12 protein-coding genes are annotated in these 14,782 nt (G+C 44.5%); 8 read left to right on the forward strand and 4 right to left on the reverse strand.

Annotation, left to right across the window (positions count from 1 at the left end; all coding sequences use genetic code 11):
* The first annotated feature begins 21 nt into the window (after positions 1 to 21).
* The 3 genes from PCRYO_RS09840 (at position 22) to PCRYO_RS09850 (ending at position 3,339) form a co-directional block, all read left to right on the forward strand.
* Entirely contained in the window at positions 22 to 1,440 is a 1,419-nt protein-coding gene (locus PCRYO_RS09840) for an anthranilate synthase component I family protein (protein ID WP_011514243.1), read from the forward strand.
* Positions 1,441 to 1,472: 32 nt separating this feature from the next.
* The gene (locus PCRYO_RS09845) at positions 1,473 to 2,120 is read left to right on the forward strand and encodes an anthranilate synthase component II (protein WP_011514244.1); all 648 of its coding nucleotides are present in this window, start codon (positions 1,473 to 1,475) and stop codon (positions 2,118 to 2,120) included.
* Between the two features lie 271 nt (positions 2,121 to 2,391).
* Complete coding sequence (locus tag PCRYO_RS09850) at positions 2,392 to 3,339, forward strand: DMT family transporter (RefSeq protein WP_011514245.1); 948 nt, start codon at positions 2,392 to 2,394, stop codon at positions 3,337 to 3,339.
* A gap of 111 nt (positions 3,340 to 3,450) precedes the next feature.
* On the opposite strand, the gene PCRYO_RS09855 is transcribed toward PCRYO_RS09850, so the two are convergent.
* From PCRYO_RS09855 to PCRYO_RS09870, 4 genes are all read right to left on the reverse strand, one after another.
* Entirely contained in the window at positions 3,451 to 4,194 is a 744-nt protein-coding gene (locus PCRYO_RS09855) for an amino acid ABC transporter ATP-binding protein (RefSeq protein ID WP_011514246.1), read from the reverse strand.
* 73 nt (positions 4,195 to 4,267) lie between these two features.
* Positions 4,268 to 4,951, reverse strand: a complete 684-nt coding sequence (locus PCRYO_RS09860; protein WP_181209871.1) for an amino acid ABC transporter permease — start codon at positions 4,949 to 4,951, stop codon at positions 4,268 to 4,270.
* Between the two features lie 53 nt (positions 4,952 to 5,004).
* A complete protein-coding gene (locus PCRYO_RS09865) occupies positions 5,005 to 5,841 on the reverse strand; it encodes an amino acid ABC transporter substrate-binding protein (protein ID WP_011514248.1) in 837 nt (278 codons plus the stop codon).
* A gap of 314 nt (positions 5,842 to 6,155) precedes the next feature.
* Positions 6,156 to 6,938: a UTRA domain-containing protein gene (locus PCRYO_RS09870; RefSeq protein WP_011514249.1), complete on the reverse strand. Its 783-nt coding sequence runs from the start codon at positions 6,936 to 6,938 to the stop codon at positions 6,156 to 6,158.
* A 269-nt stretch (positions 6,939 to 7,207) separates the two neighbouring features.
* Between PCRYO_RS09870 and hutU the strand changes: the two genes are divergently transcribed.
* The 5 genes from hutU (at position 7,208) to hutI (ending at position 14,542) form a co-directional block, all read left to right on the forward strand.
* Positions 7,208 to 8,926, forward strand: coding sequence for a urocanate hydratase (hutU, locus tag PCRYO_RS09875; protein ID WP_011514250.1), 1,719 nt, complete (start codon positions 7,208 to 7,210; stop codon positions 8,924 to 8,926).
* 46 nt (positions 8,927 to 8,972) lie between these two features.
* Positions 8,973 to 10,355, forward strand: coding sequence for a YjiH family protein (locus PCRYO_RS09880; RefSeq protein WP_011514251.1), 1,383 nt, complete (start codon positions 8,973 to 8,975; stop codon positions 10,353 to 10,355).
* Between the two features lie 90 nt (positions 10,356 to 10,445).
* A complete protein-coding gene (hutH, locus tag PCRYO_RS09885) occupies positions 10,446 to 12,008 on the forward strand; it encodes a histidine ammonia-lyase (RefSeq protein ID WP_011514252.1) in 1,563 nt (520 codons plus the stop codon).
* A 27-nt stretch (positions 12,009 to 12,035) separates the two neighbouring features.
* The gene (gene hutG, locus PCRYO_RS09890; protein ID WP_011514253.1) at positions 12,036 to 13,127 is read left to right on the forward strand and encodes a formimidoylglutamase; all 1,092 of its coding nucleotides are present in this window, start codon (positions 12,036 to 12,038) and stop codon (positions 13,125 to 13,127) included.
* 77 nt (positions 13,128 to 13,204) lie between these two features.
* A complete protein-coding gene (gene hutI / locus PCRYO_RS09895; RefSeq protein ID WP_011514254.1) occupies positions 13,205 to 14,542 on the forward strand; it encodes an imidazolonepropionase in 1,338 nt (445 codons plus the stop codon).
* The last annotated feature ends 240 nt before the right edge of the window (positions 14,543 to 14,782 follow it).

Below are 14,782 nucleotides of genomic sequence, written 5' to 3' on the forward strand. Positions count from 1 at the left end.
TGAATTACTTTGGACCTCATTATGACCTCTCCTACACTACAATATGACCAGCCTGCTACTATTGATATTCCAAGCAAGCCGCAGCGGATAAAGCTGACGCAAGATATTGATTTTTTCGCGTTATTTAAACGTATTGAACGGGTTTTCGATACCTGTTATTTGCTCGAATCCTTGGGTGAAGACAGCCATATGTCACGTCACCATGCCATTGGTTTTGATCCGGTGATGACCATTGCAGCCATCGACCGCACAACGCTTGCTATTACCGATAATAAAACCGCTGAAACCAAACATTATCAGACTGACAATCCTTATCAGCTTCTACGTACTATTACTCCGCAGCACGTCATCGCCCGTGAGCAAAGTGGCGGTCTTGTCGGCTATCTAGGCTACGACTGTGTCAATTTCTTTGAGCCAAGTCTAAATGCCAAGCCAAGCGATGATTTTGAACCTTTCAAATTTGGTGTCTATCTAGATGGCTTGACGCTCGATAAAATGACTGGTGAAATTTTCTACTTTTACTATCCTACCGCTCAGCAAGACAATCGCATCGAGCAAATCAAAGCCTTACTTGATGTACCTATCCCAAGCTATAAACCGCCCACCGTAGAGTTTTTAGGTGATGGTATGAGTCAAGAAGAGCATGCTAAAGTCGTCATGCAAGTCAAAGAAGACATCATCTCTGGGCGTATTTTTCAATGTGAAGTCGGCTTTAAATCCAAATATCGTATTGCGGGCGATAAGATGCCAATTTATGAAAAGCTACGTGCGGTCAATCCATCACCGCATATGTATTTTATGAAATTTGCTCAGCAATGCATCATCGGTGCCTCACCTGAATTGCTATTTCGCTTGCGTCAGGGCGAGATGGAGACCTATCCGCTCGCAGGTACAGCCAAGCGCGGTGTTGATGTTGCCGAAGATCGCAAACTTGCGCGTGCCCTGCTGAATGACGCAAAAGAGATTGCCGAGCACAATATGCTAGTCGATCTGCATCGCAATGATATCGGACGCGTCGCACAATTTGGTACGGTAAAAGTGCGTAATCTGATGGATATCAAACGCTTCTCACACGTACAGCATATCTCCTCTGAAATCGTCGGTATTCTGCATCCTGATGAGGATATGTTTAGCGCACTTGCCAGCAACTTCCCTGCTGGCACATTGTCAGGCGCACCAAAAGTTGAAGCGATAAAAGTGATTAATGAGCTTGAACCAGATGGTCGTGGTGCTTATGGCGGCGCATTAGGATCCTTTAACTTTAACGGCGATTGTATTTTTGCCATTCCTATTCGCAGCTTATTTATCAATGGTGAATCGGCCTATGCACAGACTTGTGGCGGCAATGTGTACGACTCCAATCCTGCTGATGAATATCTAGAAATCCAGCGTAAGCTTTCTGCTATGAAAGTGGTACTAGACAGCTTTATGAACCCATAACCACATATAATTTATCAAAGAGTTGGCCACCCATGAATGTTTTAATTATCGATAATTACGACTCATTTACTTTCAACCTTTACCAGTATATCGGTGAGATCTTGCAGACGATGGACAGTGATAAACAAGCAAATGTCATCGTCAAGCGTAATAATGAAATCACCTTAGCAGACGTACAAGCGATGAGTCTTGACCGTATTATTATCTCACCCGGTCCTGGGTCACCTGATGATCCTGCCTATTTTGGCATTTGTGCCGAAGTGATTGAAGTGATGGGCAAAACGACGCCACTATTAGGCGTTTGCTTAGGCATGCAGGGCATTGCTCATGTATTTGGCGGTGATGTGATACGCGCCAGTGTGCCGATGCATGGCAAGGTTTCAGCCATTCGTCATGATGGTGCGGGCATTTATAATGATTTGCCGCAGCATTTAGAAATCATGCGCTATCATTCATTGATGGTACAAGCAGACACGCTACCGGATTGTTTGACTGTCACAGCAGTCGTCGCCAATGATGAACATAATGATTTAGAGTTGACTGAATCGGCGCTGGCTGGTGATGAGATAATGGGTGTGCAGCACAAAGACTATCCGATTCAAGGCGTGCAGTTTCACCCAGAGTCATTTGCGACCGAAGGTGCCAAGCGTTTATTGACGAATTTTTTACTTCAGGTGTAAATCACGATGCTTAAGATGGTTTGGAGGATATGACGCTAAAGAGTAATAAGCTGAAGTGAAGCCTGCATCTAACTCAAATAAATTGCATTTTATGTCTAACTGACTTGTGTTAGTACTTAATTAACGCTTTAATGATAGACCGAAAAAACAAACAAAAGGCAGCCTTTAATCAGGTTGTCTTTTGTTATTTCAGCATATTATTAAGTAATGAGCCAAAAAGCTTGGACCGCTTATTCTTTGAACTTGGTAACAAATAAAAATAGAGAGCGATATGGCACATACCGATAGCGCAACGTCAGCACGGCAGTCATGGATAGGCACCATTCAAATCATTACAGCCGCTGTCTGCTGGGGTACTTTAGGGATATTCTCAACCTATCTCAACCAAAATGGCTTTAGTGGCTGGCAAACGACCATTTTACGTATCGTGACCGCCGCTCTTATTATCCTCGTTATGCTGCCAAAACTATGGCCACAGCTAATAAAGTTGCGTCCAAAACAGTGGCTCGGACTGGCACTACAGTCGTTGATTGGTGTACTCGGCATGTCGGTTTGCTATTTTTTTGCCGTTATCTATGTCGGTGCTGGTCCTGCCGTCGCCTTGCTATATACTGCGCCCGTTTTTAGCTTATTATTTTCAGCATTTTTGCTTAATGAATCCATTACTCGGCAGTCAGCCCTACTGGCACTCATGGCAGTATTTGGTGTCGGCTTGACGATGTTAGGTGAGCAGGCGCAAGTCAACTGGGGTATTGCATTAGGTTTATTATCAGGCATATGTTATTCCCTATATGGGGTATTGGGTAAGCGCGCTATGCATGATGCGCACCCTGCTCCTTTAGTATTTTTTACCTCTATTATCATCAGTGCTGGCATACTGCTACTACTACCTGAAACCTATAAAACTTATGGACAATTACTAACCTTACCCTTATCTACTTGGGGCTATGCATTAGGATTGTCTTTGATTGGAACCGTCGTACCCTTTGCACTTTATATGAAGGCATTAGAGAAGCTACCTGCCACCCGTGCATCAGTGTTTACTATCTTTGAGCCTCTAACCGCGATTGCTTTGGCAACGCTATTACTGCATCAATCATTATCTTGGATTCAATATGTCGGCGTCATACTCATTCTGCTAGCAGCTTTATTTAATGCTGTACTAAATGGTACTACTACTCGCGTACCACGTTGGCTAAAAAGACGGCAAAGGATTTAGTCGATATCCTATAATCACTTTTAATAGCCTTAGGTTCTTTTCTGTTGAATCAAAAAAAAGCCCCTACTATGAATATAGTTGGGGCTTTTTATTTAGCATCTTTCAAGCTTATTACTGTTCAATACGCTGTAAAAACGCTTGCGTACGCGGATGCTTAGAATCCTCGAATAACTGCTTAGCACTGCCCTCTTCGACAATTTTACCATCTTCAATCAAAACCACATGATCAGCGACATCACGGGCAAAATTTATTTCATGAGTAACAACAACCATCGTCCAACCTTCTGATGCCAGCTGTTTCATGGTTTCAAGCACATCTTGTACTAGCTCAGGATCAAGCGCAGACGTTGGCTCATCGAATAGTAGTAAAGACGGCTCAATCGCCAATGCACGAGCAATACCAATACGCTGCTGCTGACCGCCCGATAGCTGAAACGGATAGAGATCTGCCTTATCAGACAAACCCACTTTATCGAGTAATGCTAATGCCTGCTCACGTGCTTGCGCTTTACTTTGCCCTTGTACCACCGTAGGTCCAAGCATTAAGTTTTCGATGGCTGTCTTATGTGGAAACAAGTTATAAGATTGAAACACCATACCTGACTTACGTTGTAGTGCCAGTAAGGTTTTTTTCTTAGGTTTAGTGGCAAAATCAACCGTCAGGCTGCCATCATCAAAAGCGATGATACCTTGATCTGGAATTTCAAGCGCATTCAAACACCGCAAAAACGTCGTCTTACCAGAACCTGATGGTCCTAATATGACCACCACTTTGCCCTTTTCGATGGTCAAGTCGATACCTTTAAGCACTTGATTGCTCCCAAAGGCTTTATGAATATTGGTGACTTGAATCATAAGACGTCCACTTGCAAATTAAAAAACACATGGGTTAAAGGGGCGAGAAATATATCATGGGTTGATAGCGATATTATTTGGCAACATAACGATCAAGACGCGTTTCAAGCCTACCTTGGATAAAGGTCAAAAACAGACAAATACCCCAATAGATAACGGCCGCTTCGATATAGACCAACATAAACTCATAGTTACGCGCGGTGATAATCTGTGCTTGTTTAAACAGCTCAGTCACCAATACGAGCGATGCTAGCGAAGTATCTTTTACCAGACTGATAAAGGTATTAGATAGCGGCGGTACGGATACGCGTAGTGCCTGCGGCAAAATAACATGACGAAAGGTCTGCAAATACGTCAAGCCGACAGTCGAACCAGCTTCCCACTGTCCTTTTGGAATAGACAAAATGGATGCGCGCACCGTCTCTGACGCATAAGCACCAATATTGAGCGAAAAAGCGATGATCGCTGACGGAAAAGGATCAAGCTTGACCCCAACACTCGGTAACCCATAAAAGATAATAAATAGCTGTACTAGCATCGGCGTGCCGCGAATGGCAGACACATAGATGCGAGCAAGTCTATAGACAATCTCATGAACCCAACCAGCACGCGGCACGATACGAATCAGTGCCACGGTCAGCGCAATTGCCATACCGATCGCAAACGATATCAATGCCAGCGGTATCGAATAATAGATACCGCCTTTAAGCATCGGCCAAAAAGACGAGATAACAATCTGCGCCCGATCAGGACTCATAAACGGCAATAATGCCAATAAATCTGCTAACACTGACGTTATAGAAGCTAGCATTATTTTTGTTGACTTATATCAGCACCAAAGAATTCTTGGCTCAGTTTGGTGAGCGTTCCATCAGCGGCCAATGCTGCCATGGCTTCGTCTAATTTTGCCAATACCGCATCATCACCTTTTATCAATACCAATCCCGAACCGGTTTGCTCACTGACAGGGGCCGTCAATTTAATCTCAAGCGCCGCATCTGGGAATTTTTTTAGATAATCCAAAATGGCAAGATTGTCATTCATGGTAAAGTCAGCACGATCTTGTTTGACCAGCTGGATCGCTTGAGCCATACCATCAACAGGGATGACTTCAGCTTGATAACGCTCTGCAAGCTCACCATAGTTGCTGGTCAATGACTGAGCGCTACGCAGACCTTTTAAAGCCTCCCACGAGCTATAACGGTTATCATCTTTTGGCGCTAAAACCACTGCGCCCGACCAGCTATACGCTTGCGCTTTATCATATTTTGCTAAACGCTCAGGCGTGGTCAAGCTGACTTGGTTGGCAACCATATCAAAACGCTTGGCGTCCAAACCTGCGAGCATTGCATCCCATTGAGTTTCTTGAAACTCAACTTTAACGCCAAGTTTGTCAGCAACGGCACGCGTCACTTCGACATCATAGCCGGTCAGTTTGCCGCTCTCATCATGATAAGTGAATGGAGGATAAGTGCCTTCGGTACCGACGTTGATAGTGCCGCCGTTATTGATACGCTGTAGCAAATCAGAACCGCCACTTGCAGCGGTATCAGTTGCCTTGGTTTCAGCATCATTGGTAGGTGATTGACCACAAGCGGCAAGCAATACGGTACTTGCGGCAAGGGCTAAAAGCGTGCGACGTTTCATAAGACGTCCTTATCATAGTGAGTAAATAAAAGTGACTGAGTCAAATAAAGCAAAATATGTCCTGCCAATAAAACCGTACTGAAGAATAAGCAGATATCATCATAAATATCTGCTTGGTATTATTTGACTGTGACTGCTCAATTTGAGGATACACAGCATATTTTTCAATGCTGGTTTTATTTTATTCTTAAAAATTTGAGGCATTTTATGACAGATACTTATTCTAAATCCGCCCATTAAATACCTGCTCATGTGTATGTTAACGCAATTTAGAAAGAATAAACGTACAAAAATAGTGAATATGCGTAAGGTTGTTATAGTTCACCTGAAAACTGGTACCGCTCACCTGCATGCCACATTTTGACAAAAGTCAGTACTTGACCCGCTGAGTAAGTTTGACGACAAAGTACCAATGTAGGCGACTGCGCGGTAATCTGTAATAACGCTGCAATCTCATCGGGTGCGGCTAGTGCTCGAATAGTATAGCTACCACGCTCCAGTGGGCTTTTTGCAATGAGATAATCACTGGTATTGACCACGCTAAAATCTTGCTCGATAAACTCTGGAACCTTTAGAGCATCTACCCAACGCTCTTCAAACTGTATCGGCTGACCATCTGCAAAATGGATGATCTTAACCTCATATAAAACAGCGGCTTCGCTATCAAGATTCTTGATGCTTCTAATGTCAGTAGCGTCTTTTAACTCAGACGATTTAATAGCCTTCTCAAGACCAAATTTACGCCGTAGCTCATCATTGAGCATAGCAGCAGTAATGCCACGCTTACTGACAACTTTTGCTTGATAATCACGATTGGCAGACTTTAAATCTTGAGCGATATTACGCACTTCTACAAACGTATGATTAAACTGCTGCTGCGCAACAAACGTCCCCGACCCTTGCCGGCGCTCCAATACTCGCTCTTCGCTCAATTCCTTTAAAGCACGGTTGACCGTCATACGAGAGACACCAAACTCTTCTGCCAACGCCATTTCGGTAGAAATCGCATTGCCCGCCTGCCATTTACCTGAATGAATATTGTCCAATATCGCATTTTTAATGCGTTGATATGCCGGAATCGCCTTTATCGTATCCATTTTTAACCGTTAGTTTTACCAATAAGAATAGCGTCATAGTAACACGAGATAATCATACAAACCTCAGCAAAACCATATGGCAGCTGCATGTTTGTCTAATCACTCACAAAAATAATGCAGCAACAAAGAAAAAAAACTTGCATGAAAAAATGATTCCTGATAATTTGTATATACAACTTTACGGCAGTATTAGTAAATTTAGCAAACTGACCGTATAAGACTCACTTTGATTGCCATATTGCCTCAACAGATATCATAAGGATAGGATCATGACTACTGATAATGGATTGAACAAAACTTCTGCATATACTCGCCGTGACGAGAGTCGCAATATCGCGGCGCCAACTGGCAGTACGCTACACTGTAAAAGCTGGCTGACCGAAGCCCCTTATCGTATGTTACAAAACAACCTACATCCTGATGTGGCTGAAAATCCAAAAAGCTTGGTCGTTTATGGCGGTATCGGACGCGCAGCCCGTAATTGGGAAAGCTATGATCAAATTTTAGCGTCACTTAAAGAATTAGAGGACGATGAAACCTTATTGGTGCAATCTGGCAAACCAGTTGGCGTTTTTCAAACCCATGAAAATGCGCCGCGCGTATTGATTGCCAACTCCAACCTTGTCCCGCGCTGGGCAACATGGGAGCATTTCAACGAGCTCGATCGTAAAGACTTGTTCATGTACGGTCAAATGACTGCGGGCAGCTGGATTTATATCGGCACCCAAGGCATCGTTCAAGGCACTTATGAAACCTTTGTCGAAGCTGGTCGTCAGCATTACGACGGTAGCTGGGCAGGACGTTGGATTTTGACTGCTGGCCTTGGTGGTATGGGCGGCGCGCAGCCATTGGCAGCGACCTTTGCTGGAGCCACCTCTTTAAATATAGAGTGTCAGCAGTCTAGTATTGATTTCCGTTTGCGTACGGGCTACGTCGATAAACAAGCTGACAATCTTGATCATGCCTATGAGCTGATTAAGCAACATACTGCAGCTGGTGAAGCCGTCTCAATCGCCCTACTTGGTAATGCAGCAGACATCTTGCCTGAGATGGTAAAGCGTGCCAATGCAGGCGAAATCAAACCTGATTTGGTCACCGATCAAACCTCCGCCCATGATTTGATTAATGGCTATCTACCAAGTGGTTGGACAGTTAAAGAATGGAAAGCCGCTCAAGAAAACCCAGAGCAACACGCTGATCTAACCAAAGCCGCTGCTCAGTCTTGTGCGGTACACGTACAGGCAATGCTAGATTTACAAGAGATGGACATCCCAACGACCGATTATGGCAATAACATCCGTCAGGTGGCGTTTGATGAAGGCGTAAAAAATGCCTTTAATTTCCCAGGTTTTGTCCCTGCGTATATTCGTCCGCTGTTTTGCCAAGGCAAAGGCCCATTCCGCTGGGTAGCGTTATCAGGTGATCCAGAAGATATCTATAAGACCGATCAAAAAATCAAAGAGCTATTCCCTGAAAATCAGCACATTCATCGCTGGCTCGATATGGCAAAAGAGCGCATTCAGTTCCAAGGTCTGCCAGCACGTATCTGTTGGTTAGGTCTAGGTGAGCGTGATAAAGCAGGTCTTGCCTTCAATGAGATGGTCAAAAACGGCGAGCTTAAAGGTCCTATCGTCATTGGTCGTGACCATTTAGATACTGGCTCTGTTGCCAGCCCAAACCGCGAAACAGAAAGTATGAAAGATGGCTCAGATGCGGTATCGGATTGGGCATTATTAAACGGTATGCTGAATGTCGCAGGCGGCGCCACGTGGGTATCATTACATCATGGCGGCGGTGTTGGTATGGGCTACTCGCAGCACTCTGGCATGGTTATCGTCGCTGACGGTACGGACGCTGCAGCCAAGCGCTTAGCTCGGGTACTGGTCAACGATTGTGGTTCTGGCGTTATGCGTCATGCCGATGCTGGCTATGAGTTGGCGATTAAAACTGCTAAGGATTACGGTCTAAATCTTCCTATGATTAAGTAATTCTCCATAGACACATAGATTACATGATTTTATCAAGGAAGATAATATGACCAAGCAAGATACCCTACAACTAGAGAAAACTGAGCAAGTTGTTAACACCGTGTCCGATACGACAACGCCAGAGACATTACTGTCAAAACCCATTGCACTACTGCAATTGACTGTCTTCAGTATGATCGGTTTGGTGATGTTTTTTGTGCCATTTACCATTGGTGAAAAAAGTACAATTTTGTTCGACCATGGTGCAACTTATCTGGTCAATCAGCAACATACTTTATCTGTAACTTTGTTATTTATGCTGATGATATTTGGAGTAAGTAAACCGTTTATTGATGGTTCATGGCGCAAAAACATCACCCATAAAATCCTAACTGTCTTTAAAGTACTGGGACTGGTATTAGCTGTGATGTATATCACTGGTAACGCTCCAGCCTTTATGATGGAAAAGGATATGCTGCCATTTTTATTTGAAAAACTGGCGCTACCCGTTGGTATGATTGTGCCGCTTGGGGCTTTGATTCTGGCGTTTTTAGTGGGTTTTGGTTTGCTTGAGATGGTTGGCGTGCTGATGCAGCCGATTATGAAACCTATCTGGAAAACGCCGGGTGCATCAGCGATTGATGCAGTTGCCTCTTTTGTTGGCAGTTATTCGATTGGGCTGTTAATTACCAATCGTGTGTATCTGCAAAAGCAATATTCTGCGCGTGAAGCCATTATCATTGCGACCGGTTTTTCGACTGTATCAGCCGCGTTTATGGTAATTGTTGCCAAAACACTGGGATTGATGGAATTTTGGAATCTGTTTTTTTGGTCAACGCTAGTGATTACCTTTATTGTCACCGCTATCACTGCCCGTATTCCACCAATTAGTCAGTTTGATAATGAGGTTGAGCGTCCAAATTTAGACTACAAAAGAGGCACGCGTCTAAAAGCGGCATATGAGCTAGGTTTGTCTACGTCACGCCGTGCATCAGATTTTAAACAGATTCTATGGACCAACTTTCGTGATGGCTTGACAATGGCAGCCGCTATTGTGCCCTCTATTATCGCCGTTGGACTCACTGGTTTATTATTGGCCAAGTACACGCCAGTATTTGACGCTTTAGGTTTACTGCTTTACCCCTTTACCTGGTTGGGCGGTTTGCCAGAGCCGCTCGTCGCTGCCAAAGGCATGTCTGCGGGATTGGCTGAGATGTTCTTGCCCGCATTATTGCTCAGTGAAGCGGATATGTTGACCCGTTATGTCGCAGGCGTCATCTCTATTAGCAGTGTGCTGTTCTTTTCTGCCATGATTCCTTGTGTCCTAGCAACTGAGATTCCTATCTCTGTTGGAAAAATGGTCATCGTTTGGTTCCAGCGTGTAGCACTTAGTATCTTACTGGCAGCAGCTTTTGGACATTTGGCAATGTCTTTTGGTTGGATAAGTTAGGATAGATTGCACCTATTAATACAAGCACAACATCAATACCCCACCATATTATAAATACAGCTAATAACATTTAACACTAGGATTACCATCATGACTGCTATCAAAAAATTAACCCTACAGCCACGTCAGCTTAGCTTTGAGATACTACGCGATATCTATGAACAGCCCGTCATATTGACCTTGCCTGATAGCGCTTATGAGGCAATAGATGCCTCACACGAAGATGTACAAACGATTATCCGCCGTGATAAAAGCGCTTATGGTATCAATACCGGTTTTGGTCTGTTGGCAAAAACCCGTATCAGTGATGATCAATTAGAATTACTACAGCGCAATCTTATCGTGTCTCACTCTGTGGGCACTGGCGAAGCATTACCAGCCAACGTGGTTCGACTGATTATGGTAATGAAGGTCACCAGTTTGGCACAAGGCGTTTCTGGTGTCCGCCGCGCCGTGGTCGACAGCTTACTGGGCTTAATTAATAACCAAATTACCCCAAACATCCCTGCCAAAGGCTCAGTTGGCGCTTCAGGAGATCTCGCACCTTTATCGCATATGACACTGGCGATGATGGGCGAAGGTCATGTTTATGTTGATGGTAACAAAGTACTGGCCGCTGATGCTTTAGCACAGCATGGTCTTGAGCCAATCACCCTTGCGGCAAAAGAAGGTCTTGCCCTGATTAATGGCACTCAAGTATCCACCGCACTGGCACTACGTGGTTATTTCTTAGCACGTGATTTGCTTGAGACAGCAACCATCGTCGGCTCACTGTCTATCGATGCGGCTAAAGGCTCAGATGCGCCATTTGATGCGCGTATTCATGAAGTACGTGGTCATCATGGTCAAATTGAAATCGCCAAAGCACACCGTCAGCTCATTAAAGGCAGTGCCATTCGCGCCTCACACGATGGCGAGCAAGACGACAGAGTACAAGATCCTTACTGCCTGCGTTGCCAGCCACAAGTGATGGGCGCTTGCCTCGATATCATCAATCAAGCAGGCAAGACGCTATTGATTGAATCTAATGCTGTAACCGATAATCCACTTATCTTTAACAATGAAGACGGTCCAGTTGCCATCTCAGGTGGTAACTTCCATGCTGAGCCAGTGGCTTTTGCTGCTGATATTTTAGCCTTAGCGATTGCTGAGATTGGTTCTATGTCTGAGCGCCGTATCGCTTTGCTGATCGATGCTACTCTGTCAGGTGGTTTGCCGCCATTCTTAGTGGATAATGCTGGGGTCAACTCAGGCTTTATGATTGCCCATGTCACTGCAGCAGCGCTCGCTTCAGAGAATAAATCTATCGCCCATCCCGGTAGTGTCGACAGCATTCCAACTTCTGCCAATCAAGAAGATCATGTGTCGATGGCAACTTATTGCGCCCGTCGCTTATATGAGATGGCGCAAAATACCGCCACCATTATCGGTATTGAGCTCTTGGCTGCTGGTCAAGGTATCGATTTCCATCGCGGGTTAGAGACCTCAGAGCCTTTGACTATGGCACATCAGAAACTTCGCGAGCAAGTGACCTTTTATGATAAAGATCGTTACCTAGCCCCTGATATCGAAGCGGCAAAGCAGCTGGTATTAGATGGTACACTTGCTGAGCATTGGCAGCCATTGCGTAGTAATTGGTACGACTCTAAATAAAGGCTGATTGCAAAAAGGAATCTGGCGATGACAGCTCTAACAAATAAAGCAGTAAGCACGATTACCCATACAGAAGCCGTGAGCCATACGGTAGCTGATATGAGTCGCTGGACAGGACGTGCGGAGCCGTTTGAGACAGCTCGCGCTCGTTACTGGTATCAGTTGGCTCAGCATTATGCCTTTGATAGCACCAGTCAGCAAAACGGCCAGCGTATTGGGCTGGTCGGTTTCGCTTGTGACCAAGGTGTCAGGCGCAATCAAGGACGTGTGGGCGCAAAAGCCGCACCGCCATTGATTCGTCAGGCGTTTGCTGCGCTGCCAGTCATCGCTGAGCTACAACAACGTTTTGATGGTCAATTGCCAACCTTATTGGGTGATGCTGGCGATATCCATTGTCATGATAATGATGATTTTGCCGCAAACATGCTAGAACAAGCACAACTCAATTATGCCGATAAGGTAAGCCAGATTATCAAGCAAGGCGGCTTACCCATCGGTCTTGGCGGTGGTCATGCTATTGCTTATGGTAGCTTTTTAGGATTGTGGCAAGCTCTACAGCAGACAGACACTAATAGTGATACAGATGCGCTACCGCGTATTGGCATTATCAATTTTGATGCGCATCTGGACATTCGTCAGTCTGATGTCGCTACCTCGGGTACGCCATTTCGACAAATTGCCGAGCATCTTGACGAGCAAGGTCAGCCATTTAATTATTGTTGTATTGGCGTCAGTCGTTTCTCTAACACCGCTGCGCTCTTTGATCGTGCTGAGCAATTGGGCGTGGATATCATCAGTGATGAAGATTGTACCAATAAAAAATGGAAGAAAATCGCAGCTCAAATTGCAGATTTTATCGAGAGCGTTGATATTATTTATTTAACCATTGATATGGATTGCTTACCATCAAGCGTCGTACCCGGCGTTAGTGCGCCAGCCGCCTACGGTATTGAGCTCAGTTTCGTTGAGCGTGCAGTCAAACTTATCTTATGCTCAGGTAAGGTAAAAGTAGCCGATATTGCTGAGATTAACCCTACTTTTGATATTGATTCGCGTAGCTGCAAAGTTGCCGCTCGTCTTTTAGCTACTATTATCGAGCAGCATTTACTGAATTTATAGATAAAGGTTTATAAGTTTAACTTTAGAAATGAATTTTATATATTTACCTGATTATCAGTGTTAAGCAGGAGCTTATTATGAACAACTCTAGCGAACAGATACTTGACGACTCTATCAATACTACCGATGCTATGGATGCCTTAACAACGTTTGACCATATTATTATCAATGCCAATCTTGCGACTTTTTCAGCGCAATATGGTTTCGATACTTATGCTGACAATAAAGACAGTATATCCGCAGCCGCAAAAAGCACGCCTTATGGTCAATTAGAAAACGCTGCTATCGGCATCAAAGACAGCAAAATTGCATGGATTGGGGCGCATACGCAAATAACACCCTATCTCACGCATTATCAAAGTCAGCAAATCACTGACGCTGATGGTCATTGGATAACGCCTGGATTGATAGATTGCCATACTCATATCGTCTATGGCGGCAACCGCAGCAATGAGTTTGAAGCGCGTCTACACGGTGCCAACTATCAAGATATTGCTGCCCAAGGTGGCGGTATTGTCTCAACAGTTCGTTCCACTCGCGAAGCCAATATCGAAGAATTGTTTGCACAAAGTGAAAAACGCCTGCTGGCGCTTGTCAAAGAAGGTGTGACCAGTATCGAGATTAAATCTGGTTATGGACTAGACTTAAAAACTGAACGTAAAATGCTAAAAGTTGCCCGCGCACTCGGTGACAAACACAACATTCATGTCAGCACCACTTATTTAGCTGCTCATGCCCTACCACCTGAATACAAAGATCGTGTCGATGACTATATTGAGCAAGTTTGCCAGTGGTTACCAATCTTGCATAGCGAGGGCTTGGTCGATGCAGTCGATGGCTTTTGTGAAAATATCGCTTTTACTACTGAGCAGATTAAGCGCGTCTTTGAAGTCGCACGCTCATTAAACTTACCGGTGAAACTGCATTCTGAACAACTATCAAATATAGGCGCTAGCGCCTTAGTTGCTGAATATCAAGGATTATCAAGCGACCATCTTGAGCACTTAGTAGAAGACGATATCAAAAAAATGGCAACAAGCAACACCGTTGCTGTGCTGTTGCCAGGCGCGTTTTATACCCTACGTGATACCAAGTTGCCACCGATCGAAGAACTGCGTAAACATCAAGTACCAATGGCAATTTCGACTGACTGTAATCCAGGTACCTCACCGCTGACCTCACTGCTATTAGCGATGAATATGGGCTGTACGCTATTTTATATGACCCCTGAAGAAGTATTGGCAGGGGCAACGGTTCATGCTGCTCAAGCGTTAGGTCTAGCTCATAAAGGGCGTATAGAAGTGGGCTGTGATGCGGATTTGGCGCTTTGGGATATCACTCGCCCTGCTGATTTAGCCTATCAAATGGGGCTAAATCCTATTGAAGGTATTATGATCAAAGGTGCATGGCGTTAAACTTTACCACTCGTGTTTGACCACGCTCTTTTAAATCCTAAAAAGCCCTAATCAATGAATGATTGGGGCTTTTGGTTTATGAAAAGAACTTATGTCTTATATTGAGTTCAATATAAAAGAGTTACGTTCGGAATAGCATTATGCTGGGATAAATTTCTCTCGCTTGCTGTGCGCTTCGCACTCCAGAGGCTTCGCAAAATTTATCCCAACAGTACTGTATTCTTTTTAAATTGAATCGAC

The sequence above is a fragment of the Psychrobacter cryohalolentis K5 genome, assembly GCF_000013905.1.
Taxonomy (GTDB): domain Bacteria; phylum Pseudomonadota; class Gammaproteobacteria; order Pseudomonadales; family Moraxellaceae; genus Psychrobacter; species Psychrobacter cryohalolentis.